The sequence below is a fragment of the Legionella spiritensis genome (genome assembly GCF_900186965.1).
Lineage (GTDB): Bacteria > Pseudomonadota > Gammaproteobacteria > Legionellales > Legionellaceae > Legionella_C > Legionella_C spiritensis.
In genome coordinates this window covers 906,767-932,809 of the sequence record NZ_LT906457.1, presented here as the reverse complement: position 1 = coordinate 932,809, position 26,043 = coordinate 906,767, and the positions used below count along the sequence as shown (strand labels likewise).

Genomic DNA, 26,043 nt, shown 5'->3' with positions numbered 1-26,043 from the left:
CGCACCATTTTTTGCGAAAAAACAGTAGCCCGTAAGGAGGCCTACGGCCGTATTGCGGGTTTGATGTGCCAATCAGGAACGTTATCCCGCATTACGGCTTCGCCTTCATGACGGGCTACAAGACATTATTATTTGGTGTGCAACAATAGTTGCCTTGTTTTTAATCGGAAAAAAATTGGTGCACAGAGCCCAGGTTCTGTGAACCAATTTTTTCACAAAGCGAAAATGTGGATAATTGAGTGCCATTATGTCTTTGAATGAGGCGAATAGCTGGCTCTATTTAACGAATTCAAAGACATAATGGCGCCAATTAGCCTCATTTGCAGCTGTGAAAATTTTTGTTCACAGAGCCTGGTACCTCATGCTACCTGAATCGCAATGTGCATAACTATAGAGGCTTGTTCACCACAACTCAAACCGGATTTGAACTTCGCAATATGGAACAAAAACAATAGAGCTTGATGAATAAATACAATACATTACTGGCACTCTTATTACTTATCCTGCTTGGCATTATCTGGGGTTCCGGATACAGTCTGGCGCGGTTTGCCATGACTCATGGCGTACCACCCTTAGGCTACGCCTTCTGGCAGGCTCTTGGGCCGGCGGTTTTACTGACCTTAAGCGCCGTCCTGACCAGTTCAAACCGCTGGCTGACCAAAACCAACTGGCCTTATTTCCTGATTTGCGGGCTGGTTGGCATCGCCATACCCAATACCAATATGTATTTTATTGCCAGCCATATGCCGGCCGGACTTCTGGCCGTTCTGGTTAACACCGTACCCTTGCTCGTTTATCCGCTTGCTTTGTTTACGCGACAGGAGCGTTTTGATATCTGGCGAATTCTTGCCATCCTTTTGGGAATGAGCGGCATTTTAATCATCATAGCGCCGACCGGTGAAGGACTGTTGTCCGGATGGACTCTGCTCACCATGGTAAGTCCGCTGGCTTTCGCGCTGTGCTCCATTTATATCGGCGTTCGTCAACCGATGCGCCTGACCGCCCTTGAAGCGGCAAGCGGTATGTTGTTCGCCGCCTCGCTACTGCTCATTCCAGTGGTGATTCAACAGCACGCCTTTTTTCCGCTAACCCCTCCCTTCACCGCCACCAAACAGGTGATTTTACTGGAAATCATTCTGTCAAGTCTGGGATATCTGCTGTTTTTTAAACTCATTCGCCTGGCAGGGCCTGTGTTTTACAGCTTAACCGGTGGCGTGGTGGCGTTAACCGGTTTGTTCTGGGCTTATATTGTATTTTCAGAAAAGCCCGACACCTTGCAAAGTCTCGCCATCGCTTGCGTACTCAGCGCCATTTTTCTATTATCATGGCGGCAATCACACCAGTCACAGGAACGGATATCACATGATTAATGAATTCATCCAGCAATACGGCGGCCAGATTCAAACCCTGCAATATTTACTGATACTGATTAACGCCGTGCTGCATCTGTTGTTTGCCGGAGCCGTCGCGCGTGACGCCGGTAATCTTTATCAACTGGGTCAGCGCCCGGCCATGGTATCCGCCGCAACCTGGGCCTTTGCCACCTTAATCGGTGGTGTGATAACCGCGGCCATTTACTGGTTTATCCATCACTCAACCCTGACCAGACCCCTGGCCTCCAAAGACTATAAGAGAGAAACATCATGACCGAACAAACTGTAGCAACCATTGATGTGCACGAATTAAAAAAACGAATGGATACCGAGCCGGATATTTGCCTGATTGACGTTCGGGAAATCCACGAATGGCAGGCTCTTCGCATACCCGGGGCCGTGCACATCCCTAAAGATGACATCGCCGGAAGAATCCATGACACGGCCACAGACAAAAACCAACCCGTTTATCTGCATTGCAAGGGTGGCGTTCGTTCCCTGCATGCCGCAGAAGTCCTGACGAACATGGGCTACACAAAAGTCTATTCAGTGAACGGCGGGATCATGGAATGGGCCATGTGCGGATATCCAGTGGAAGAATAAAGAATACGGCACCCCTGACAGAAGGGGTGCTCAATGCGACGTTACATATGATTCGGTGCTACCGATTTTACCTGGTGAGCATCAGGACCTTTCTTGTGTGAATCTTCATCTTTCTTGTTGCTCCCCCCAAACATACTGATGGAAGGTAACCAGCCGTGGCCACCACCTTCTTTTTTGCGGGCTGCTTCTTCTCTTTCCTGCAACATTTTTTTCTGATTTTGATGAGCTTCGGAAAAAACTACCTTACTGGCAGTATTTTGCATATCAATAGCCCGTACTTCAAACGCTGGCAGATCAAGTCCCTTAATCTTTGAAAACGCATGATCTTCAAGCAATTTTTCCGTAGTGAACCCGCTTTCAAATACTATTGACACGTAAAACTTCATGGCAGCTTTAATTATGGCAACTTCACTATTTGGATCAATGACATTTTTTTCATCCACACTCATTGCGTCATGCAAGGCTTTACGCAATAAACTGCCACTCCCGGAATTATCACAAATCTCGGCGTGAATAATATGCATAAACCCTGTTAAAATACGAGCCTTCTCTTGACTTGGCTTTATACCATTGTCCAACTCATCGATTACAGCGTTAAGAAACTGTACCTGAATACGGCGATGATCCGGTAACTCATCTATTTTTGCCGCACTGTGCTTTCCTCTTAATGCCACAACATGTTCAGCAAACTTCGCTTTAGCTTCATCATATGCTGGTAATTGAAAACCCATTTTAATCTCCTTTTACTCCATTAACAAAACGGTGACACAGCACCGAAAATCTAGTGTATACGAATTAAACCCTTACGTCATGGTTTTTCTTTAACCGAATTAATCAAATTGCAACCGACTGATTTCAATTAAAAAAAACAGGTAACCATACCAAATTCAAACACCCTCCCAGTACGTTATTTCACTGATTCTATCCTGTTGGTTTAAGAACCGTAGCCCGTAAGGAGGCCATCGGCCGTATTGCGGGTTCCTGTTGCAATATTGCAGCAGGAGAACTGGCGAGTACGCAGATGAACGTTATCCCCGCATGTCGGCTTCGCCTTCATGGCGGGCTACAGGTTCCGTGAACAAAATGACATACTCGTCTCTTTACCCTGGCCAAAAAGTTCATTAGGATGCCGTTCATTCATTTGTTTTGTCAGGAAGCCCACCCATGAAAAAACTGCTGTGCACGATCTTGTACCTCACCACCATTCCCTTGCATGCCGCCAATCCACCACCCAGACTGATTGTCCAACTGGTAGTTGATCAGTTACGCGGGGATTTGCTCTATCAATATCAGGATAAATTCGGCGCCAATGGTTTCAACTACCTGTTAAACCACAGTATTAATTACCAAAACGCTCACCACCCCCATGCCCACACCGTCACCTGCGTCGGCCATGCGACCATCGCGACCGGCTCCTATCCTATGCTGCATGGCGTGGTAGCCAATGACTGGTTTGATCCCATGCAGGGTAAAAGCACTTATTGCATGGCGGATCGAAACAGCAAAATCCTGCCCATACATCCTTCCGACAAGGACTCCGAAGGCCGCTCGCCCGCGCACCTTCTGGCATCCACGTTGAGTGATGAACTCATTCTGGCGAAAAGAGGCCGCGCGTTTGGCGTATCATTTAAAGATCGTGCCGCCATCACCATGGCGGGGCATGCCGGCAAGGCATTCTGGTTTGACAAACACAACGGGGGGTTCATTACCAGCAATTACTATTATCAGCATTATCCGCAATGGGTGCAAAAATGGAATCAAGGCTACCAGCCCGCTAATCGAACATGGGCGTTGAAAAACCCCGCGCGTGACTATAATTACGCCGATGCTCCGAGGTTCGAACATCGTTTCCCCGGGTTTGGTCAAAAATTTCCTCATCATTTGGGAGAACCTTCCACTCCGAAGTATTTGAAATATTTGTCCATGACCCCCTTTGCCGATGAACTGACGACCGATTTTGCCATAGAGCTGCTGCGTGCCGAACAATTGGGAGCCGTTCCAGGGAAAACCGATTATCTGTCCATCAGTTTTTCAGCAACCGACGCCATCGGCCATCAATTCGGCCCCAACAGCCTCGAATCGGAAGATAACCTGTTACGGCTGGATGAGACCATAGCCCGGCTTCTGGCCGTGATTGATCAGCAAGTCGGACTCGCAAATACGCTGGTTATACTAACCGCCGATCATGGAGTCAGCGATTCCACCGTGTATCTGGCAGCGCATCATCTGTATGAAAATCACTCGCTGAAAGAACAAAAACTCCGGCATGTGCTGGATGCCGCTCTGGGACAACACTTCCAATTACCGGCTGATGCGGTACGACACATTGAACTACCTTACGTTTACCTGAATCATCAGATCATCAAGGAACATCAATTATCCGTAGGGACCGTCACAACCTATCTTGTCGAGATATTACGGCAGTTACCCGGGGTCTTTCAAGCCTATCCGATGCCACTGGCCGCCACCGAACACGACTGGTTGAGCGCCAAAGTCGACAAAATGGCATTCCCTGGACGCTCCGGTGATTTATACATCGTTGCTCCGCCTTATCAGGCGCTTGCCGATAAATCCGAACAACGTACCTCGCATGGAACACCCTGGAATTACGACAGCTACGTTCCGTTATTGTTTGTTCATCCCGGCATCAAGCCCCGCCGCATTGCAAAACCGGCCTATACCACGGATATTGCCTCGACTCTGGCGACCATCCTTAAAATCAAGGCGCCATCCGCTAATGTCGGCCAGCCCCTGCCCGAAGTCACCAATCATTTTGAATGATTGATCTCACAGAGATGAAGACCGGTTAAAATGCCCTTCTCCCGCAAGCGGGAGAAGGTGTCCGTATAGATAGGCTTAATGAACCACCCTCACCGGTGTACCGGGAGAGAGAAACATTGGTCAAAACCAAATGGAAATGGTGCCAGAGTTCTTGCACGAAAAGGTCAATCCAAGGATAATTCACTAACTTTTGTTTTGAGAAACGATAAATCATGGAACATCTGAGTCAATTTATTATCAATCACTGGATGCTTTGCTCCCTGCTGATCATCATCCTCGCTCTGATATTTTTTCATGAGCGGCAAGAACAGAAAAAACACGGCAAGGAATTGTCCCCGCACGAGGCTGTATCACTGATTAATCATGACAATGCCATAGTCATTGACCTTCGTGATGCTGAAAGTTACCGTAAAGGTCATATTATTGATTCCATACGGGCAAGCAGCGAAGATTTTGAACAAAACCGCATGAATAAATACAAAAACAAGCCTGTCATTTTAGTATGTGCCCGCGGTTTGCAATCGGCCCCTCTCGCTGGTAAATTGCGAGCCATGGGCTTTACCCGCCCAATGGCCTTGTCAGGTGGCATACAAGCCTGGCAAACTGCGGATCTACCGATTATCAAAGGAAAATAATTGCTCATGGCCAATGTTATTATTTATAGTACGAGCTATTGTCCTTTCTGTATCAGTGCGAAACATCTGCTGGACAGCAAGGGCGTGCAATATGAAGAAATTCGTGTGGATGACTTTCCTGCCCGACGCGAGGAAATGATCGCGCGAAGTGGTCGACGTACCGTTCCCCAGATATTTATCAATGACCAGCATATTGGGGGCTGTGATGATTTGTATGCCCTTGAGCAACAAGGGCAACTGGATAAACTTTTACAAGCTTAGGAAACATTATGACAGAACAAGCACAACAACCAAACACCGAAGCGCAATTCATGATTCAGCGCATTTACATGAAAGATTCCTCTTTTGAAACCCCGGACACACCGGCCGTATTCCAGCAAAAATGGGAACCTGAACTGTCTCTGGATTTGAACACGTCCAGTAACCAGTTGGAAAAAGATATTTACGAAGTCGTTTTAACCGTAACCGCAACGGTTAAAAATCAGAATGCGGTTGCCTTTCTTGTCGAAGTCAAGCAAGCTGGCATTTTTACCATTCAGGGCGCCCCCAAAGAGCAGCTTGATCACTTACTGGGAAGTTTCTGCCCAAGCATCCTGTTTCCCTATGCGCGTGAAATAGTAACCACCCAGGCGATTCGTGGCAGCTTCCCGCAACTGGTACTCGCTCCGATTAATTTTGATGCGCTTTATATGCAGCAAATGGAGGAAAAACAAAAAGCCGCCGCGAATGCCGAGTCCGAGACAAATCATTAATCATGGCTGAAAAAACGATTGCTATTCTGGGAGCAGGTTCGTGGGGCACTGCCGTTGCCATTCACCTTGCAAACCAGGGCAATCGTGTTTTGCTTTGGGCCAGAAATCGCGAGCATGTCGCCGAGATGAGGGCGCATCGTTGTAACACGCGATACCTTCCAGGGATCACCTTCCCTGACACTCTGGAACCTGTTGCTGATCTGGCAACCTGCCAGGAAAATGCCGCGGCCACAATTGTAGCCGTTCCCTCGCATGCCTTTGCCGACTTGCTGACTAAAATGCGCAAGCCTGAACATGGCCTGTCCTGGCTCACCAAAGGTCTCGATCCGGTCAGCAACGAATTGCTCAGCGAACTGGTGCAACAACGATGGGGAGACACCTTCCCCTTCGCTGTTATTTCAGGCCCTTCCTTTGCCCGGGAAGTCGCCTTGGGCTTGCCTACCGCCATAACTCTCGCCGGAAACAACAACAGGTATCAGAAAACCATGCAAAAGCTGTTGCATCAGCAAAATCTGCGTGTCTATCTGAGTCAGGATCTCATCGGTGTACAAATCTGTGGTACGGTAAAAAACGTTCTGGCCATCGCCTGCGGAATTAGCGACGGACTGGGATATGGCGCCAATTCCAAAGCGGCTCTGATAACCAGAGGCCTTGCGGAAATGCGCCGCCTTGGTCTGGCATTGGGTGCCCGTGAAGACACATTTATGGGGCTTGCAGGTGTCGGCGATCTGGTTTTAACATGCACCGACGATCAATCACGCAACCGTCGTTTTGGCCTGCAATTGGGGCAAGGCATTGATCTGAACACGGCGGAAAAAAACATCGGCCAGGTCGTGGAAGGCAAACAAAATGCCGCTCAGGTTTGTAAACTGGCGAAAGAACATCGGGTTGAAATGCCCATATGTTTCCAAATCAGCGCTCTTATTCAAAATCACATAACGCCCGAACAAGCCGCCTCCAATCTAATGAGCCGTGACGCCAAAGAAGAATAAGTAAATCGCCCCCCGGATTTGGTGAAAACCCACGTAATCCCGCACTACGGCTTCGCCTTCATGACAGGCCACAGGGAGCTATTATTATGTGTTGTAAAATGATAGCCGCTTTATTTTCGCTCAGTAAACAAAACAATAAATAAGTCTGAGAACAAGCAATGGTGCTATGGTGCCCAGGGCCGGAGTCGAACCGGCACGGACTTTTGGTCCGAGGGATTTTAAGTCCCTTGCGTCTACCTGTTTCGCCACCTGGGCATGTTTGGAGGCTGAGGCCGGAATCGAACCGGCGTACACGGCTTTGCAGGCCGCTGCATAACCACTCTGCCACACAGCCAATCATATCGTGGTAAAAAAAAAGCGACATGGGTCGCTTTAAACTGGAGCGGGAAACGAGACTCGAACTCGCGACCCCAACCTTGGCAAGGTTGTGCTCTACCAACTGAGCTATTCCCGCGTCACTACGGGGGCAATTCTACCGAAAATTCCCCCACTGTCAACTACATCAATGAACTTTTTTCGTCAATTCCGGCCAGGCAATCATAAGGTAAATCACCATTGACCAAATCGTTAAAATTGCCGACACATAAAGCAAAATAAATCCGCTTAATCCCCAAAGGGATACGGCGGGATCAAACGCAATCAACAAGACGAGAGCCACCATTTGCACAGACGTTTTCACTTTTCCTATATAACTGACCGTCACACTGGCACGGCGACCCACTTCCGCCATCCATTCCCGTAATGCTGAAATAACAATTTCCCGTCCCACGATAACGATAGCGGGCAAGGTAATGTAATTGATATCCTTGGCCCCTACCAGTAACAAGAGCGTGCAAGCCACCAGCAATTTGTCGGCAACCGGATCGAGGAAAGCACCAAAAGGCGACATTTGTTTCAGTTTGCGCGCCAGATAACCATCCAGCCAGTCGGTAAAACTCGCCAGAGCGAAAATAACGGCCGCTACACCGCGCGCCACCGGAAAAGGAAGGTAAAAAACAATGATGAATATGGGTATCAACAGAATTCGGGTGAAAGTCAATACATTAGGCAAGCTGGTTAAGGTGGTCATAACGAATTAATCCTCTTTGCCTTCAGGCAGGCACATAAATTTGGCAAACGCCTCATAATCGTCAAACACGTCCAGCGCCCCGGCGTTTTTTAACGCATGACGTTGCTGGCGGTAAAAATCTACGCCTACGGCATCCATACCAATGCTGTTCGCCATTTCAATATCCGTCACGGAATCGCCGACCATCAGGGCATCCTCAACCGGGATTGCCAACTCCACGAGAATTTCTTCCAGCATTTGCGGAGATGGTTTGGGCGCGGTCTGCCCGGCGGAACGCGTTACTTTAAAAAAACGATCCAGACCGGAATGCTGTAATGCCCGTAGCAACGACTGCTGTCCCTTGTTGGTGGCAATAGCCATATCCACATGATGATTATGCAAATACTCAATAATTCGTCTGGCACCCGGAAGAAGAATCACCTCGGCCTGTCGGGCAACAACGGATTGCTGCACGGCAAATAACAATTCCTGATGCTGCTTGGGCGATAAATGGGGAAAAACCTTCTGAACGGCCTTAACCAACCCAAGATCAACGTATTGTCTGGCCAGTTGTTCATCCATATCACCAAAGTCAAGGCGCCGCGCCTCGGCTGCGACATTATTTAAAATCTGCCCCAGGGTATCCCCCAACGTGCCTTCCCAATCGAATATCACCAGGCGATATCGCTTACTCATGAGATAAAAAACTCCTCGCGCGTAACTGTTCAATAGCATCCGAAAACCGGCGATCCGGCTCCGCTTCATAAAGGTGTGTTTTGCCGTTCAGGGTAAATTGAATTGAACGCGCATGCAAATAAAGTCTTGTTTTATTTAATTCCAGTTCGCCCGACCGGTCTGTTGCTCCATATTTTTTATCTCCGAGAATAGGATGTCGCAGATAGGCGCTATGTACCCGGATCTGATGGGTACGACCTGTTTTCGGAAACGCTTCAACCCAACAGGCATCGCGATAGTTTTCCAGCAATTTAAAATGTGTCTGGGACGCCTTGCCCCCTTCACCGACTTCAACGATCCGTTCACCGGATTTCAGGGTGTTTTTTTCAAGGGGCACATCAACCAGCCGTGTTTTTTTCCCCGACCATGGATTTAGGAGCAGCGCCCAATAGATTTTTTTCACCTCGCGGGCTTCCAGCAAGGCCTGGACAGCACGCAACACGCTTCTTTTCTTGGCCAGCAGTAAACATCCGGACGTATCCCTGTCCAGACGATGAATTAATTCCAGATAAGTCAAATCCGTTCTCGTTTTGCGCAAGGCCTCAATAACACCAAGACTCAAACCGCTGCCGCCATGCACGGCAATGCCCGCCGGCTTGTTGATAACCAGTAAACTGCTATCCTCAAACAAAATGCTTTCCTTTAGCCGCCCTTCAAGCTTTTCACCCACATGCACCGTTTTCATTGCAGCCGTACGAATCGGCGGAATACGCACCCGATCACCGGCGAGCAATCGCGTGGACGCCGCGGCTCTCTTTTTATTGACCCGAACTTCACCACCCCGGATAATTCGGTAAATATGGCTTCGGGGAACCCCCTTCAATTTGCGCATGAGAAAATTATCCAGGCGCTGACCGGCGTCATCGTCCCGTATCTCGGCATATGTTACTTCATTCATTAGCGTCCTGACCTATTTGCGGTTAGCAATTTTTTTGCTATCATGACATCTCGCGGAGATTTTTTTTCCGTGACCGAATTATAACGCATAAACGAATAAAAATATTGATCAGCCGGTTAAAACTCGGCTGTTTTGGAGTTTGTAGTAATTTTTTCGGTTTGTAGCCGTTCACAGTTTTCTTAAGCTTGAAGATGCCCGGTGCATCCTGGCATGTGAGTCGAGAAACCACAGAGAACACTGGTTCTGCTTAAACCGGATTTGATTGCTAGCTAACTCTGCAATTAAAACGCGCTTCCCTTGGATTATAAAGACATAAGGAAGTAACCTGGTACCAGAGCCAAATTGAAAACGAACACATTAGATACCCGCGCATGTCAGGCATGCCTTATATCAGTAACCGGTCATTTTGCAAATGGCAAAAAACGGATCATTTCCCATGATTAGACCAGAAGCTGATAACACCGTTTTTTTGCATAGCCAGCCTTTACTGACGTCTGCAAAACGGCATGCACTCCTTTCGTTAGGAAAGCATACGCGTGGTCTATTCCTGCGGTACCAGGAAATACTTAAAAAAACTTTTTATTATGCCGGCATAAACGTTTATCCAGCTGATTGTCTGGTGGACCTGGCCGACATAAAATGCCAATTCATTTTATAAACGAGATGATCATAAAATGATTGGCATTGCCGTTACGGAATACGGAAAATAAAGAGCCTTACACTGTCTTGATCTACAAGTGACGCGCCCTTAATGGGGTAAGTGATGAAAGAAAAAATGTTAATAAACGCAACGCAAACCGAAGAAATACGGGTTGCGCTGGTTGAAAACGGCCGTCTCTATGATCTGGATATTGATTATCCGTCCGAGGTCAAGAAGAAGGGCAGTATCTACAAAGGGGTTGTCACAAGACGGGAACCCAGTCTGGACGCGGTGTTCGTTGAGTACGGCGCCAAACGGCAAGGATTTTTACCATTAAAGGAAATCGCGCCCGAATATTTCAATAAAAATCCGAATGAGTTCGGCGATAATAAACCGCCCATCACCGCCCTGATTCGTGAAGGTCAGGAATTGCTTATTCAGGTTGATAAAGAAGAGCGCGGCAATAAAGGTGCGGCACTAACCACCTTCATTACCCTGGCAGGATGCTATCTGGTATTAATGCCTAACAACCCGAATTCGGGAGGGATCTCGCGCCGTATCGAGGGTGATGACCGCGACGAATTGAAAGAAGCCCTGAATACCTTGCAAGTACCCGAGGACATGGGCCTCATCATTCGCACGGCCGGCGTCGGGAAAAATCCGGATGAACTGCAAAACGATCTGGACATGCTCTGTAATCTCTGGCACGCCATTCGACAAGCTTACGCGACGCAATTGGCACCCTGTCTGATTCATCAGGAAGGTGATGTCATTATCCGTTCCATTCGTGACAATCTGCGTAAATCGGTTAGTGAAATCATCATCGATGATCAAGTCTCTTACGTCAAAGCCAAACAATACATAGAACAGGTTAAACCGGATTTTCTGTCTAACCTCAAACTCTACAACAGCACGATTCCGTTATTTAATTTTTACCAGATAGAAAGTCAGATTGAACTGGCTTATCAACGTGAAGTGCTTTTACCGTCGGGTGGCGCTCTGGTCATTGACCGGACCGAGGCTCTCGTTTCCATTGATATTAACTCCGCGAAATCGACCGGCGGCTCAGACATCGAAACCACCGCGTTAAACACAAATCTTGAAGCGGCCGATGAAATTGCCCGGCAGTTACGATTACGCGATTTGGGCGGCCTTGTCGTGATTGATTTCATTGATATGAGCTCCAGTAAAAATCAACGTGACGTTGAAAACCGCCTGAAAGAAGCCTTAAAAGCTGATCGTGCGCGTATTCAGGTAGGACGGATTTCCCGTTTTGGTTTGCTGGAAATGTCCCGTCAGCGTCTGAGACTGTCTCTTGGGGAAACGTCTCAGGAAGTTTGTCCACGCTGTGAAGGCCGGGGAACGGTACGCAATATTCAATCACACGGACTATCTATTGTTCGCCTGATTGAAGAAGAGGCTCTTAAGGAAAAAACCGCCGAGGTACACGTCCAATTACCCGTCGAAATGGCGACGTTCATCATGAATGAAAAACGCGATTTCATTTTAAACATTGAAAAGCGCCATAGCGTTCATATCCTGATTATTGCAAACCCGCACCTCCAATCCCCGCAATACCACATCACCCGTTTGAAAGAGGAAAATGTCGGTAAAAACAAAAAGGCGAGTTACACCCTGATTCAGCAACCGGAAGTGGCCGTCACACGCTCACCACAGGATACTGTTAACGTTGATGAACCGGCGGTCAAACTGTTCTCCGCCCCATCCGCGCCCAAAACGCAAACCCCCAGTTTTATCAAGCGACTATGGAGCAGTCTTTTCGGGGATTCAACCATGTCTTCCGCTTCCGGGAGTAGCAGCAGCCGGCAGGAAAAGCCAATGCGCAGCCACACGCCTCATACCAAACATCAGCATGGTAGCGGAGAAAAACGTTCGCATGCCTCATCAGGCCAGCGCCGACGACGACCCTCATCCGGTCAATCGTCACAACGGAGCCATCAATCCTCGGGAAGTGGCAGCCATGGCCAGCGCAAGAAAACGCATGGCAGCCAGCAAGGCGCAGGAAAAGTCCTGCCCATGAAGTCAGATAATACAAAAAAAAAAGAGCCAGCTAACAGAGAATCCAGTGACAACTGATTAATCCGGTGATTCCGTTTTGTCGTGTTTTCTGTAGCCCGTCATGAAGGCAAAACCGTAGTGCGGGATAACGCTCACCCGGGGGAATCACCTGTTCCCCCGGGACAATTTTGGAGCATCAAACCCGCAATACGGCCGCAGACTTTCCTTGCGGGTTACGGTTCTTTTGTAAAAAATGGTGTGGGAAATTTTTGTTCACGGAAGTAAAAAATTCAGACCGTATCGCCATCGTGTAAACCGGTAGCAATCGGTGTAACGCCAATATTAGGATTCACTCCGCAATCATCCAGCAGCTTAAGCAGATTATTTCCCTTGCGGGTTAATCGCCTGACGCAATAAATATCCAGGTAACTTTGCAAAATGTAATAATAATCAGGCAAGGTCAGGATTGTTAAAATTTTTTCAGCCCGTTCAATATGATGGGTATTACCATGATCACAGGCTTGAAAAAGTACCGCCCCCAGCATGGAGGCAAAGCTCGCCTTGCGGACCCGATCAGCCAGATAAAAACGATGCAGGCACTCATCGAGCGCCCTGTCCTTGTCCCACTCTACCCAGTGATCATAGACAGTTATCGCTTCCTGGTAAGAGAATGCTTCTATATTAGTTAATTGCTGTACCGCATAGGCGGCGGCTACAGTCGCCTGCACATTCGCCCACGAGCAATTACCGCTTATCTGGGAGGAAATGGGGATCTGGGCAACAGGCATCAAACCCAACTGCTGGTTAATCACATGATGAAAATATCGCCTGCTCTGCTTTTTATAGAGAAACTCAAGGATAAATTCCAGGTCAAAACGTTCCGGATGGGTCATGTGATAAATATTAACACTGCCTTCCTTCAAACTGTTTTCTCCGCGATCTATCTTGACCCACCACTGATGGTAGCGCACAAAGCACAAAGCATGGCCTCGGCTGGCAGCAGGCAAAATGAGCATGGGTGATTTTAACAACGTGCTTATCTGTCGATGGTGTTGTTGATTTAATTGCGGCGGATGCTGCAATTTCAATAATTCAGCGGCGACATCAAAGGCATCCATAATCTGATGCAGACAGGGAAAATACTCTCGCATGTTTCGGGTTGAAAAACTGCTGGTGAAGCGCCGCAGGGAATCCTTGAGCATGGCTACGGTAAATTCCAGGATAAACCCTTCGTAATCCAGTTCAATAAATTCACCCTCGGCATTCACAATGTCGACATCTCCGACCAGTTCATAGCGGTGGCCGATTTGCTTGCCATGAATAAAATCCAGTGCAAAATCCAGTTTGGCGCCGTATTGATAAAGCAGATGTTTTAACGCGTCATGCCCACGCAATACAGGATACACCAGTACGGAAAGGCCGGTTCGAGTATAGGCGTTGGGATTCGCACCGTTGTGTAATAACAGCCTGGTCAAATCCAGATTGGCATTATCAACCGCCCAGTGCAGGGGTGTTCGCCCTGTGACATCGGGTTTATTGATCTCAACCCCGCGTGCCAGTAACTGTTCCGCAATCGCTAATTCCTGGGTAATGGCACATTCAATTAACGGTGTAAAACCATATTCATCGATATCATCCAGAGATTGCCCTAATCGTAAATAATGATCAAAATCAGGCATATTTCCGTTGATAATATCTTTGGCAATGGTCATGGATTACGACCCTTGTGGTTTTGGCGCCGTTGAAAATTTGGGCATATTACCCAGCCGTAACTGCTTTTCCATTTCCTGCTCCCGCCTGGCATTTTCAAAATCAATTTTCGCCAGCGGATGATCGGGAGGATCGACTTCAACACCATCAAAGCGCTGCATTACGGCCAGCAAGGGATGTTCATCCATGGTATTTTCATTATCAAGCGTAGCGTTGGAACGTTTTTCAGAATGCTCTTTGGCATTTACCCGCGCAAGCTTCCGCTCGCCGTCCTGCTCTATTTGTCGGCGTTTACGTTCCAGGCCTTCGGTATCTTTCGCCAGATAAGATCCCTTGCGCTTGCCTGAAGGCAAGCGGGTCGGTAAATCTGTATCGGGTATATCGTTTTTTGTACTCATAATAATTATTATAAATTATAAATACTCCTGCTGCAGAATTTCAGCAATCTGCACCGCGTTGGTTGCCGCACCCTTGCGGATGTTGTCCGCCACCACCCAAAGATTCAAACCACAGGGATCATTGATATCCTGACGGATCCGCCCCACAAATACTTCATCCCGGCCTACGGCGTGAGTAATGGGCGTGGGGTATTGCAATTTGGCCGGATTGTCCACCACTTTCACTCCGGGAGCCTTGCCCAACAGTTTGCGAGCCTCTTCGGCTGACAAGGGTGATTTAAACTCCAGATGAATCGCTTCCGAATGGCCATACAACACCGGTACTCTGACCGTGGTCGGATTGATAAAGATAGAGTCGTCTTCCATAATCTTGTGGGTTTCCCACACCATTTTCATTTCTTCGCGCGTATAGCCGTTATCCTGAAATTCATCAATATGAGGCAAGACATTAAACGCGATTTGCTGGGGATACACCGCCGTTTTGACCGGCCGTCCGTTTAAAAGTTCGCCGATCTGATTGACCAGTTCGCTAATCGCTTTTTTACCCGTTCCGGATACCGCCTGATAGGTGACGACATTGATTCGTTTGATGCCCACCGCGTCATGCAAGGGTTTTAAAGCCACAACCATTTGAATGGTTGAGCAATTGGGATTGGCAATAATGCCGCGATTGGTGTACTCAGCGATACGGTGTGCGTTGACTTCGGGAACCACCAGCGGAATATCGGATTCATAACGAAAACAAGACGAGTTATCCACCACCACACAACCCGCTTGTGCCGCTATGGGCGCGTATTGTCTCGACATGTCGCCGCCGGCTGAAAACAGGGCGATATCAGCCTTTGCAAAATCAAAGTCGGCCAGATTCGTCACTGCGAGTTTTTTGTTACGAAACAGGATGGTTTTATCCAGCGACCGTTCACTGGCCAGAGGATAAAGGGTCTCGACAGGAAACTGTCTTTCCTCAAGCACCTTCACAAACGTTTCACCGACCGCGCCGGTAACGCCGGCAATCGCCACATTTAATCGTCTACTCATCTGAACCTCTCATTGATTCTGCGCCTTGTGGCGCAAATAATGGTCCATAATAACCAGTGCCATCATGGCTTCGGCAATAGGAACCGCGCGAATGCCTACACAGGGATCATGACGGCCTTTGGTCACCACCGTCACTTCCTCACCACTGCTGTTTATCGTTTGTCCGGGCTTCGTGATACTGGACGTCGGCTTTAAGGCCATGCTTACCACAATACTCTGGCCGGTGGATATACCGCCCAAAACGCCGCCGGCGTGATTGCTTAAAAAACCTGCACGGCTGATTTCATCACGATGCTCGCTTCCTTTTTGACTGACGGAGGCGAATCCCGCTCCAATTTCCACTCCTTTCACCGCGTTAATTGACATCATGGCGTGAGCCAGCGTCGCATCCAGGCGGTCAAAAACCGGATCGCCGAGGCCAACCGGTACATTACGGGCAATAACGCCCACCCTGGCTCCGGCGGAATCACCCTGCCGTCTTAATTGATCAATGTAATCACCCAGTGCTTCAATCTGGGTATCATTGGGACAGAAAAACGGATTGTTATTAATATGTTTTTCATCAACAAAATCAACCGTTAAGGTGCCGATTTGTTGCAAATAACCGATAATTTCAATATTCAAGGTATGATGCAGATACAAACGGGCAATGGCTCCGGCCGCCACGCGCGCCGCCGTTTCCCGCGCCGACGAACGTCCGCCGCCACGGTAATCGCGGTGGCCGTATTTGTGATGATAGGTAAAATCGGCGTGGCCGGGACGAAACAAATCCTTGATGGCCTCATAATCCGAACTGCGTTGATCCTGGTTTTGAATCAAAAGGGCAATGGGCGTTCCGGTCGTTAACCCTTCAAACACACCGGACAAAATCTCGACCTGATCCGATTCCCGCCGTTGACTGGTGTATTTGGACTGCCCGGTTTTTCGTTTGTCGAGATAAGGCTGGATCGCCTGCTCATCCAAGGGTAGTCCCGGCGGGCATCCGTCAACCACACAGCCTAACGCTTTGCCATGGCTTTCCCCAAACGTCGTGACTGTAAATAATGTACCAAACGTATTACCGCTCATCGTCTTCGTTACCTTTTATCATCAAAATATTCCTGGAGTTGCTGACGTGTTAACAGGAAAACACCCTGCCCGCCGTTCTCAAATTCCAGCCAGGTAAACGCCAAATCCGGGTAAGCTTCTACCAACGCGTCCTCACTGTTACCGACTTCAACAACCAAAATACCATGATCCGTCAAATAATGATGGGCATGGGCAAGAATTTTTTCAACAATAGCCAGGCCGTTGTTGTCCGCTCGCAAAGCCATTGACGGTTCATGGAGGTATTCGGAGGGTAAACTCCGCATTTCCTCATCGCCGACGTAAGGCGGATTGGATACGATAATATCGTATCGTACCTTGGGAACATTCTGCCAGCAATCGGATTGAATCAATTGCAGTGTACCCTGTAGATTATGACGATCACGATTGATAGTGGCTACATCAAGAGCGTCCTGTGACAAATCCACCGCATCCACCGAGGACTCCGGAAACGCGTAACAGCAGGCAATCGCAATGCAGCCGCTCCCAGTACACAAATCCAGAACGCTTGCCACCTGATCCGCCTCTATCCAGGGCGAAAATTGCTGCTCGATTAACTCGGCAATCGGCGAGCGCGGAATTAAAACCCGTTCATCGACATAAAACGGCAAACCGCAAAAATAAGCCTGCCGGATTAAATAGGGAACCGGAATTTTCTCAACAATGCGCTTTACAAGTTGAGCATACAACTTTTCCCGTTCGCCCTGGGTCAATCGGGCGTGCAAAAGAACCGGATCACACATCGGCGGCAGATTTAAACTGCCGAGAATCAGGGAATAGATGTCATCCCGTACGTTATCCGTACCGTGACCAAAAAAAAGACCATGACCATGAGCCTGGGTTAACCCGTAACGGATAAAATCGATAATCGTGGCAAACTCACTTGTGCCGGCCATCAAATCGTTCATATTATTTTCATCACCATTGGTTTATTAAACAGGATTGCCATAAATTGTACGTGAATCGGCAGGATTTGTCGCGAATCGAAACCAATCCTTTTATAATCAGACGCGCTGCCCTATAATAAGCAAAATTAAATCACTCAATACCTTTTATGCACAAAATAACACTTTTTAAACCATCTGGCAAAATGGCGCATCACACCATTGGCATCCAGGGCGATGCTCTGGGTACTACCTACTTTTTCCCGGCCGTGAGAAATTATGATCATTTGAATCCCATTGGTTACGGGGGCAGTACCGATAACGGCAAGGACAATAACGTTTTTTTTAAACCCGTCAACGATGAAGCACAATGGCTCTTGTTCCACCACAATCTAAAACACCACAGGCCATCCAGACAATTAAATGAACTCATGAAAAACAATAGGGCCTCACAGGTAGCAATCCTTGAGGCCGTCGCCGATGAATTAACTGACATGGAAAACAAGGGAATAGCGTTCCTGCCGTAATTCTTATCCATTCAAATCCGAACAGTATTAAGTTCCGTGAACAAAATGTTTTTTTACCCATCTTTTGTAAAAGACTGGTAGCCCGTAAGGAGGCCTGCGGCCGTATTGCGGGTTTTATGTCCAAATATTGGATATGGAAAGCGGGTGGGCGCCCAAGTGAACGTTATCCCGCATTACAGCGAAGCCTTCATGACGGGCTGGGAAACTATTTATAGAGTATAGTACGTTATAATTAGTGTTAAGATGAGTTCGAGTGAAAACGTTATGACCGATGACGGCATATCCAAAGAAGACAAAGCCTTGTTTCGGCAGGCTATGAAAATGGTCACCCCGCTGCACAGCAAAGGGGAAATAGCCCAATCCGCCACTAAAACAGCGTCTCCTGCTCGTGAAACAACGCCGGTTTTACCACAACAAGAGCCTGTTGCCCGACCTGCCATCAGTTTATCGAGTTATTACCATGAAGAAGTCCAGCCGCAAACCATTCTGTCGTATGCAAGCCACGGCATCCCGGCCAAACGATTCCGGGAATTAAAAGCCGGCCAGATACGTTGGCAAGCCCGTCTGGATTTACACGGATTAACAATAGAGACAGCCAGAGAAACATTACCCGGATTTATTGTGCAGCAATATGAGAAAGCCCATCGCTGCGTACTGATTATCCATGGCAAAGGCAGCCATCATGGCGAACCCCCCATTCTAAAAAACCTGGTCAATCACTGGTTGCGGCAAATTCCGGTTGTCCTGGCCTTTCACAGTGCGCAACCACGCGACGGAGGCACCGGCGCTCTTTACGTCTTATTAAAACGCAGGCGGGACAATAGCCGTTTTATAGATTGAATTTATTCTCGTAAACGCTTACCATTTGCACATCATCAAGATTGATACCATCATGAGTAAACAAGCAATTATCATTGGAATTTCCGGCCCATCAGCTTCCGGAAAAAGTCTCCTGGCCAACACCATTGTCACCGAACTCGGTTCGGATCAGGTTGTCGTCATATCCGAAGACGCATATTACAAGGACAACAGTCACTTGCCCTTCGTTGAACGGGAAAAAATCAATTATGATCACCCCGATGCGTTTGATCATGCCTTGTTGTGTGAGCATTTGAAGCGCTTGCAGCAAAGCGAATCGGTAGACATTCCCGTTTATTCCCATGCCAAACATATACGGCTGTCGGAAACCCGCAAGATAGGAAGACACGCCATCATCGTACTGGAAGGTATTTTATTGTTCAGCGACAAGGCGTTGCGGGAAATTATGGATATTCGTATTTTCATGTCCACGCCGCTGGACGTCTGCCTGACTCGCCGTTTGAAACGCGATGTGGTGGAACGACAAAGATCTTTTGAGTCTGTTGTGCATCAATACGAAACTACGGTCCGCCCCATGTATTTGCAATTCATTGAACCATCGAGCCGCTATGCCGACATTATCGTGCCGAGAGGCGGGGAAAATCGTATTGCCATTGATATGATTCAAGCCAAAATGCGTGAATTACTTGCGCTTCATCAAAAAGATTAGAGGAGTTACATAATGGGATTTTTAAAGGGTAAAAAAGCGTTGATCGTGGGTCTGGCCAGTAATCGTTCCATTGCTTACGGCATCGCCAAAGCGTTCCACGAGCAGGGAGCCGAACTGGCATTCACTTATCAGAATGAGAAATTACAAAGTCGGGTGGAATCCATGGCCGCCGAATTTAATTCCAGCCTCACATTCCCCTGTGACGTTGCCAGTGACAACGACGTCCGGGCCGTGTTCGATCAGCTTGGCAAACATTGGGACAAACTTGATATTCTGATCCACTCCGTGGCTTTTGCACCTGCCGACCAGATCAGCGGCGATTTTGTTGAAGCCGTTAATCGCCAGGGATTTCAAATTGCCCATGATATCAGTGCCTACAGTCTGATTGCCCTGTCAAAAGCCGCACTGCCCATGATGATTGACAGCAACGGCGCTATTTTAACACTCAGTTATTATGGTGCGGAGAAAGCGGTACCTAATTACAATGTAATGGGTATTGCCAAGGCAAGCCTTGAGGCATCGGTTCGCTATCTGGCAGCCAGTCTTGGTTCGAAAGGTATTCGTGTCAATGCCATTTCAGCAGGCCCCATTAAAACACTGGCCGCAGCGGGTATTAAGGATTTCCGCAAAATGCAAACGTCCTACGCCAACACCACCCCGCTAAAACGCAATGTTTCCGCAGAAGAAGTAGGCAACACCGCCGCGTTTCTATGCTCGGATCTGGCTTCCGGCATTACTGCGGAAGTGGTTCATGTCGATGCCGGCTATCATGCCGTGGCCATGACCGATTTAGCGGAATAATGAGCTCGTTGCGTATTATATGCCGTGTACCCTGAAAGGAATAAGACCCATTCTTTTCAGAAAATTCTTAATCAAAAAGCGGGTTATTAACAATAACCCGCTTTTTGATGGGCGTTAATTACCATTGGTTTTAAACAATAACACAGCAACTGCGGGGTTCCGGAGTATGTTGTGATCCCTCGGAATCCACTGCCGGATAGACCGGTTGAGTGAAAAACCCCCAGGCTCGCTTGACATTTTTCATGGAAAAATCTTCTTCATACGTCTTTTGGCCCCATGTTTTATTGACAAGATTCACTGCTCTGCCAGCCACCGATGCCACGTCTTCAAAACCTCCCAGAACATAGGACCCAGCGAAATAAGTTATGTTATCCTTGTCCTGCTGGGCTGCATTTAACTGCAGACGCAATTCCCAGGGCAATGTGGACATATAATCCGGCCAGATTTTTTCCTCCAGAAATTCAATATCTGTCACCCCCTCAATAGTCAGGATATCTTTTTTAATCTGCTCATAATCAAATTTAAATTCCTGGTTGCCGGGAGGAAGATTGACATAGAGGGTGCATAAACGGCCGCCTTCCGGCTCATCACGATTATCCCGGGTTGTAATAAGCGCTATTTTGCCGAACTGATCCTCTTCAAGCGCATTGGGAAAAAAGTGTTGCTGAGGCGGTAATCCTTTAATTTTACAAACAGCAACCGGATATTGGTAATATTCCAGTGAATTAACACATTCCTGTTCCAGCTCCGTTAAATCCATACCCAATTTTGGCCAATGAAGAGGTGACGTTGCCAGAATCAAGGCATCACCTTCTTCCATAAACGTAGAACCATTATTTTCATAGGTCACAGTTACTTTATTATCTTCCCGTTTGATTTGAGTAATCTCCGCTTGCAGACGAACGTCAAGTGATGCGGCAATTTTTTCCATCAATAACTGAAATCCGCCCTGAATGGATAACAGGCTGGGTTGCCCAAGCACCGATTCAGCCAGCATAATGTCGATTAACGTTGTTTTGCCCATGTATTCCAGCACACTATAGGCAGGGCAACGGGATAAAGCGCCATAACCAAAGCCCGGAACGAAGGGTTTTAACAATTTGGGCAAATACTTCATACCTCGTTGTTGTGCGTATTCATAAAATGGACGCTTCAATTCCTGCGGTACATTTTTTTCATTTTGTACGGCGTCTTTATACGTCTCATAATCCCTGACAAAACTTTTTACTTCCGAGCCCAGGGCCATTTCGGCCGCAATTTTTTCCCGATAAGGCAAATGATGTAATATCTCACTTATTTCAAGAGTTTTTCGATTAGTCGGAACAACTTTTTCAAATTTCAGATTATGTTCTTTCATACCATCCAGAACCGGCCCATAATTTGGCGCCACTAATGCGGCGCCCCACTCGGTTTTGAGATCAGGGATATTGACATCGGCGTATGTGTAACATTTCCCGCCAACATGATTCTCACGCTCCAGAATTACAATCTCTATTTCCTGATCCATTTGTTTGGCAAGAATCTCAAGCTGGCGAGCGGCGAACAAACCGCTGGCGCCGGCTCCGACTATGATGACTTTGGAAGGTAACGTTTTTTGAGGCATATCCATGTATCCTACGTAATAAAAAAACATTAAGACTTGATTTTCTATTAAAATATATTCCCCGGAAAATGCAAGAAAAATCGATCAGATTAAGAGAAGCCCTAGTACAACGTTTCACTGAAGTTGTCTTGCTTGTTTGTTATTGCCGCGACAGCGGGTCAAGTCGTAGGTCGGGCGCCTCGCCCGACCTACCTATTCTGTACCGTTGGCAACAGGACAGAATCAGTGAAACGTTGTACTAGGTTCCGTGAACAAATTTTTTTCCGATCGAAAACAAGGCAACTATTGTTGCGCAACAAATAATAATGTCTTGTAGCCCGTCATGAAGGCGAAGCCGTAATGCGGGAAAACGTTCATAAGCGGCACATCAAACCCGCAATACGGCCGCAGGCCTCCTTACGGGCTACTGTTTTTTCGCAAAAAATGGTGCGAGGAAAATTTTTGTTCACGGAGCCTGGCAACACCCGGGATACAAATTACTGTGTATCAACTGACAAACTATTTTTTCCGGATCAGGGACACAACCTGCTCAAACTGTTTTTTTCATTGGTAATAAGGTGGCGCGGAAGGCGTCGGGAATGGTTGTCCGGAATATCCACTGTGACATGGCACGTAGCGGTGTGTATGGTAACCATCTTCCTCCACTTGAGAAGGGGAATAACCAGTCCCATATTCTTGCGGTGTCGGCTCTGTAGAATACCAGACAGGCGGAACATAGTGAGGCGATTCCAGATGAAATGTCATGTCTCCTACGTTAATCGATCTCAGGCTTCCTCGTCGTAATTCCCTGATTTGAGATAAAATTTCCTGCGTCTCCTGACCTCTTGAGGTAAATACCCGGTTTAACAACGAAGGAACGCCTTTTTCTCCCATCTGCTCTCTTAAAGCGACTATGGCGCATCTCACGGCTATGGGATTTAGCCCTTTGTCCAGCAGATTGGTTTCTTCAGATCCGGTTAATTCAAAACGACGCGGATCAGCGGGATCGAGCGCTTGCTGATTCTTTTTTTTCAGTGCGTAATTGACGATTTGATTGGTAAGGAAGCAACCCGCTGCAGCACCAATCAAGGTGAGGCAAATAATTCCGACAATGGTAATACCGACGGGATTACTGATGCCGGCGCCAATGGCTAGTGCAGCCAAGGGGGCCGACGCTACGAAAGCTCCTAACAAACCACCCGCCGCAGCACCTCCGAGCATACCGGCCATGGAAAAACTCGCTTGCAACCATCCCTCGTTATAAACAAATCGTTCCACAGCGTTTAAAGACTGGCTAATCAGATAGTACAGGGAAACAAAAGCCAATATTGCCGCTAAAAGCGCCAGGGCTACCAAAAGCAGGAGAAGCAATCCGTTTCCATCCGTATTTTCAACGCCATGGCCATGATGGTGGGAAGAAGAGTGGTAGTGATGATAACCATGATGATGGGAATGGCTCATCAGTGACCCAAGCATCAGCCAGGTAAACACGGAATCATTCGATGAACAGTAATGATAACGTTCTTCAATGACTACAACCCTTACGGGATTATTAAAAAAAACGCCTTGTCTTTCCCTGGGGAGAGAAACATATTGGGGGCAAGCGTTGATAAAACAATAAAACACACCCCATACCTTGTCTTTCTCTTCAGGGCTCAGGCCAGATAATGGATTCATGGACGATTGCATAGACCAGTAAAGGCGATTATAAAGCTGATGATAGATTTGCTCAAAATCTAACCTTGGGCTTTGTTGGCTTAATTCCTTATAATCCCGCACCAATCCTAAATAAACCTGAGTAAGCAGATTATCCGTCAATTTAGCCATGACATAACTCCCTGAAACAAAAAAGACATTGCAGGGAATCATTGCTCGTTGCTTTATCCCCGCACAACAAAAGAATCACACTCCGTAGTAGTGAAGGTTGTGACACCATCTAACTGGCAGTAACGTTGTTTGTTGAGTCAAATACCCAACAAACAACTGGCAAAAAAGTCATGTGATTTTTGCATTCTGAAACAGATAAGTCCTGGAGCCTTAAGCGTACGTTTAATTGCTGCGTTCTATTTTAGCCCTGGCAACCAGGCTCTTCACATACAAATCATAATCCATGATGCCATTGCTGGATTCGATCTGCTGTACCAAACTGGTTTGCTGCTCCTTATCCAGGGCTTTATAACGTCCTTCATTGATCTTTTTCAACTGCACAATAACGTAATCGCCATTGATAAGACTACGTCCTTCACGACTGTTTACACGAGGAAGACTAAAGGCCAGATCATTAATCATGGTGTCTGCCTTGTCCGTATCCCGGCTCGCGCTATCCACTTCGCGCCATTGTAATTTTTTATCCTGGATAAATCTTTCCTGTTCTTGTGGGGAGGATTTTCCTGACAATAAATTCATTCCGAATTGCCTGGCTTCCTTTTTGGCTTTCTGTTGGGTTAATTTGTTAACTATAGCGGTTCTAACCTCGTCCAGGGACTTTGCTTTCGCCGCAATATGTTTATTAACACGCAGGACAATGACACTGTCGTTATCAAGCTGTACAGGTTCGCTGTTGTTACCCAGTCCCAATACATCATGGCTGAATGCCGTATTGATAATCTGCTTGTTTTTAGTCAACTCCGTTTGACCGCCTTGTCGACTAAACGGTTGCGTTTGTTCGATGTCAAGCTTTAATTCTTCCGCCACGGGAGTCAAGGTATCCGGAGTCTGAAAACTCAGATCCGTCAATTGCTCCAGTAATTGCGCGTAACTGGCCTGAGCCAGCTCGGTGGCAAGCTGTTCTGAAATGTCCTTTCTGACCTGATTGAGCGGTTTGAGGCTGGCCGGTTGATAAGCCAGTAATTTGAAAATCTCATAGCCCTTTGAGGTTTTTAATGGCTCGGAAATTTGTCCAGGCTGGGACAATTCGGACAGTGCTTTATCAAATTCGGTGCTACCTGCGACAATCCACGGTAACACACCGTCGTTGGCAGCCGACAATTTATCGGACGACATGGTTTTCACCCACCGGGAAAATTGCGCCGGATTATTTTGTAATGCCTGATACGCCTCATCTGCTTTTTCCCGAATTTGTTTCGTTTGTTCGACACCGGCATTTTCCGGAACAGCGAACAAAATATGAGAAACCTGCCAACGCGCCGGTGTCAGGAAATTGCTTTGGTTATCCTCGTAGTATCGCTGGATATCATTATCGCTGACCTTGATATTTTTTCTGACCTGCTGCATGGACAGCTTAACAAAATCAATACTCACTTTTTCAGGTTCTGTAAATTCCCTGGTGTGTTTTTTGTAATAGTCAGCGATATCCTGTTCGGAAATCTTGATATCTGACGTAAACAAACCAATTGGAATCCGGAGATAATTGTAATCTCTGGTCTGCATATAAAGCTTTACAAAACGCTTGATTTCTTCTGGCAAGGCAAACGCGTTACCCATAAACGCAAAACGCTGCTGATTGAGCAACATCCCCTGGCGAACTTCTTTTTGAAACGTTTCAGGAGTAAACATGGCGCCGCTAAGCGCTAACTGATAGCGTTCCGCCGAAAAATGTCCATCTTGCTGAAATTGCGGGATACTTAAGATAGCGGCGTTTGCCTGTTCGGGACTGACCTCAAATCCGGCTGACTTCGCAGCCTGCACGGTGATCGAGGTGGTAATCATATTATTCAGAACCTGCTTTTTCAAAGCCGCTTCGCCCGCAGCAGTCATTTGTGACGAATCACGTTGCTGTCTGGCACGACGATAGCTGATTTCAAACGCCTGTTTGCTGATAGCCTCCCCATTGACCGTCACTTCTGTTTCAGTGGCCTGATGAGACTGCATATAATAATCAACTCCGAATAAAGTAAAGGTCACCGCAATCAGAATAATTACTATCCAGGCTACTACCCCTTGTATGCGTTCATTTAGCTTTTGCAACATATTCGAAGTTCCATATTTTTATTGTAAATTCGCAAGAAACCCAGATTTTCGGCTAATAAAAAAAACGCGCCATGCGGCGCGTT

General features: G+C 47.4%; 25 protein-coding genes and 3 tRNA genes. 13 read left to right on the top strand and 15 right to left on the bottom strand.

The genetic code is table 11. The features are described 5' to 3' along the window. The first annotated feature begins 461 nt into the window (after positions 1-461). From CKW05_RS04345 to CKW05_RS04335, 3 genes are read left to right on the top strand one after another with little or no spacing between them, the layout of a single operon-like run. Positions 462-1,370 (top strand): DMT family transporter, encoded by a 909-nt coding sequence (locus CKW05_RS04345; RefSeq protein ID WP_058483224.1) that lies wholly within the window; start codon positions 462-464, stop codon positions 1,368-1,370. Then, complete coding sequence (locus CKW05_RS04340; RefSeq protein ID WP_058483225.1) at positions 1,363-1,647, top strand: hypothetical protein; 285 nt, start codon at positions 1,363-1,365, stop codon at positions 1,645-1,647. Before CKW05_RS04345 ends, CKW05_RS04340 begins: the two co-directional genes overlap by 8 nt. Next, positions 1,644-1,976, top strand: a complete 333-nt coding sequence (locus CKW05_RS04335; protein WP_058483226.1) for a rhodanese-like domain-containing protein — start codon at positions 1,644-1,646, stop codon at positions 1,974-1,976. Before CKW05_RS04340 ends, CKW05_RS04335 begins: the two co-directional genes overlap by 4 nt. A 41-nt stretch (positions 1,977-2,017) precedes the next feature. On the opposite strand, the gene CKW05_RS04330 is transcribed toward CKW05_RS04335, so the two are convergent. Continuing rightward, positions 2,018-2,707, bottom strand: coding sequence for a hypothetical protein (locus tag CKW05_RS04330; RefSeq protein WP_058483227.1), 690 nt, complete (start codon positions 2,705-2,707; stop codon positions 2,018-2,020). Between the two features lie 433 nt (positions 2,708-3,140). Between CKW05_RS04330 and CKW05_RS04325 the strand changes: the two genes are divergently transcribed. The 5 genes from CKW05_RS04325 to CKW05_RS04305 all read left to right on the top strand — a co-directional run bounded on the left by CKW05_RS04325 (position 3,141) and on the right by CKW05_RS04305 (position 7,136). Then, the gene (locus CKW05_RS04325) at positions 3,141-4,757 is read left to right on the top strand and encodes an alkaline phosphatase family protein (RefSeq protein WP_058483228.1); all 1,617 of its coding nucleotides are present in this window, start codon (positions 3,141-3,143) and stop codon (positions 4,755-4,757) included. 212 nt (positions 4,758-4,969) lie between these two features. After that, positions 4,970-5,392 carry a rhodanese-like domain-containing protein gene (locus CKW05_RS04320; protein WP_058483229.1) on the top strand — a complete coding sequence of 141 codons (423 nt, stop codon included), beginning with the start codon at positions 4,970-4,972 and terminating at the stop codon, positions 5,390-5,392. Between the two features lie 6 nt (positions 5,393-5,398). After that, positions 5,399-5,653: a glutaredoxin 3 gene (gene grxC, locus CKW05_RS04315; protein ID WP_058483230.1), complete on the top strand. Its 255-nt coding sequence runs from the start codon at positions 5,399-5,401 to the stop codon at positions 5,651-5,653. Between the two features lie 8 nt (positions 5,654-5,661). Next, positions 5,662-6,144 (top strand): protein-export chaperone SecB, encoded by a 483-nt coding sequence (gene secB, locus CKW05_RS04310; protein ID WP_058483231.1) that lies wholly within the window; start codon positions 5,662-5,664, stop codon positions 6,142-6,144. A gap of 2 nt (positions 6,145-6,146) precedes the next feature. Beyond that, positions 6,147-7,136 carry an NAD(P)H-dependent glycerol-3-phosphate dehydrogenase gene (locus CKW05_RS04305; protein WP_058483232.1) on the top strand — a complete coding sequence of 330 codons (990 nt, stop codon included), beginning with the start codon at positions 6,147-6,149 and terminating at the stop codon, positions 7,134-7,136. Positions 7,137-7,303: 167 nt separating this feature from the next. On the opposite strand, the gene CKW05_RS04300 is transcribed toward CKW05_RS04305, so the two are convergent. The 6 genes from CKW05_RS04300 to CKW05_RS04275 form a co-directional block, all read right to left on the bottom strand. Beyond that, a tRNA-Leu gene (locus tag CKW05_RS04300) sits at positions 7,304-7,391 on the bottom strand. Positions 7,392-7,396: 5 nt separating this feature from the next. Beyond that, positions 7,397-7,470 (bottom strand) — tRNA-Cys (locus CKW05_RS04295). Positions 7,471-7,514: 44 nt separating this feature from the next. Further along, a tRNA-Gly gene (locus CKW05_RS04290) sits at positions 7,515-7,590 on the bottom strand. 48 nt (positions 7,591-7,638) lie between these two features. Continuing rightward, a complete protein-coding gene (gene pgsA / locus CKW05_RS04285; protein ID WP_058483233.1) occupies positions 7,639-8,205 on the bottom strand; it encodes a CDP-diacylglycerol--glycerol-3-phosphate 3-phosphatidyltransferase in 567 nt (188 codons plus the stop codon). Between the two features lie 6 nt (positions 8,206-8,211). Continuing rightward, positions 8,212-8,880: an HAD family hydrolase gene (locus tag CKW05_RS04280; protein ID WP_058483234.1), complete on the bottom strand. Its 669-nt coding sequence runs from the start codon at positions 8,878-8,880 to the stop codon at positions 8,212-8,214. Next, positions 8,873-9,817: an RluA family pseudouridine synthase gene (locus CKW05_RS04275; RefSeq protein WP_058483235.1), complete on the bottom strand. Its 945-nt coding sequence runs from the start codon at positions 9,815-9,817 to the stop codon at positions 8,873-8,875. The genes CKW05_RS04280 and CKW05_RS04275 overlap by 8 nt, the downstream gene beginning before the upstream one ends. A gap of 763 nt (positions 9,818-10,580) precedes the next feature. Between CKW05_RS04275 and CKW05_RS04265 the strand changes: the two genes are divergently transcribed. Beyond that, positions 10,581-12,554 (top strand): Rne/Rng family ribonuclease, encoded by a 1,974-nt coding sequence (locus tag CKW05_RS04265; RefSeq protein WP_058483237.1) that lies wholly within the window; start codon positions 10,581-10,583, stop codon positions 12,552-12,554. 212 nt (positions 12,555-12,766) lie between these two features. Here CKW05_RS04265 and ankH read toward each other — a convergent pair whose 3' ends face one another. From ankH to prmB, 5 genes are read right to left on the bottom strand one after another with little or no spacing between them, the layout of a single operon-like run. Continuing rightward, positions 12,767-14,188, bottom strand: coding sequence for a Dot/Icm T4SS effector AnkH/LegA3 (gene ankH, locus CKW05_RS04260; RefSeq protein WP_058483238.1), 1,422 nt, complete (start codon positions 14,186-14,188; stop codon positions 12,767-12,769). Positions 14,189-14,191: 3 nt separating this feature from the next. After that, positions 14,192-14,584, bottom strand: a complete 393-nt coding sequence (locus CKW05_RS04255) for a hypothetical protein (protein WP_058483239.1) — start codon at positions 14,582-14,584, stop codon at positions 14,192-14,194. A 15-nt stretch (positions 14,585-14,599) separates the two neighbouring features. After that, positions 14,600-15,622: an aspartate-semialdehyde dehydrogenase gene (locus tag CKW05_RS04250; protein WP_058483240.1), complete on the bottom strand. Its 1,023-nt coding sequence runs from the start codon at positions 15,620-15,622 to the stop codon at positions 14,600-14,602. 9 nt (positions 15,623-15,631) lie between these two features. Next, entirely contained in the window at positions 15,632-16,690 is a 1,059-nt protein-coding gene (aroC, locus tag CKW05_RS04245) for a chorismate synthase (protein ID WP_058483241.1), read from the bottom strand. Between the two features lie 8 nt (positions 16,691-16,698). Further along, complete coding sequence (gene prmB, locus CKW05_RS04240) at positions 16,699-17,616, bottom strand: 50S ribosomal protein L3 N(5)-glutamine methyltransferase (protein ID WP_058483242.1); 918 nt, start codon at positions 17,614-17,616, stop codon at positions 16,699-16,701. Positions 17,617-17,762: 146 nt separating this feature from the next. On the opposite strand from prmB, the gene CKW05_RS04235 reads away from it, so the two are divergent. The 4 genes from CKW05_RS04235 (at position 17,763) to CKW05_RS04220 (ending at position 20,448) form a co-directional block, all read left to right on the top strand. Further along, on the top strand, positions 17,763-18,119 hold the full coding sequence (locus CKW05_RS04235; RefSeq protein ID WP_058483243.1) for a hypothetical protein: 357 nt from the start codon (positions 17,763-17,765) through the stop codon (positions 18,117-18,119). Between the two features lie 243 nt (positions 18,120-18,362). Further along, entirely contained in the window at positions 18,363-18,959 is a 597-nt protein-coding gene (locus CKW05_RS04230; RefSeq protein WP_331712932.1) for a Smr/MutS family protein, read from the top strand. 52 nt (positions 18,960-19,011) lie between these two features. Beyond that, the gene (gene udk, locus CKW05_RS04225; protein ID WP_058483245.1) at positions 19,012-19,647 is read left to right on the top strand and encodes a uridine kinase; all 636 of its coding nucleotides are present in this window, start codon (positions 19,012-19,014) and stop codon (positions 19,645-19,647) included. Positions 19,648-19,659: 12 nt separating this feature from the next. Further along, entirely contained in the window at positions 19,660-20,448 is a 789-nt protein-coding gene (locus CKW05_RS04220; RefSeq protein ID WP_058483246.1) for an enoyl-ACP reductase FabI, read from the top strand. A 130-nt stretch (positions 20,449-20,578) separates the two neighbouring features. Here CKW05_RS04220 and CKW05_RS04215 read toward each other — a convergent pair whose 3' ends face one another. From CKW05_RS04215 to CKW05_RS04205, 3 genes are all read right to left on the bottom strand, one after another. After that, positions 20,579-22,051: an FAD-dependent oxidoreductase gene (locus CKW05_RS04215; RefSeq protein ID WP_082642762.1), complete on the bottom strand. Its 1,473-nt coding sequence runs from the start codon at positions 22,049-22,051 to the stop codon at positions 20,579-20,581. Positions 22,052-22,594: 543 nt separating this feature from the next. Next, positions 22,595-23,857: a hypothetical protein gene (locus tag CKW05_RS04210; RefSeq protein ID WP_058484048.1), complete on the bottom strand. Its 1,263-nt coding sequence runs from the start codon at positions 23,855-23,857 to the stop codon at positions 22,595-22,597. A 222-nt stretch (positions 23,858-24,079) separates the two neighbouring features. Further along, a complete protein-coding gene (locus CKW05_RS04205; protein WP_058484049.1) occupies positions 24,080-25,960 on the bottom strand; it encodes a SurA N-terminal domain-containing protein in 1,881 nt (626 codons plus the stop codon). Between the last annotated feature and the right edge of the window lie 83 nt (positions 25,961-26,043).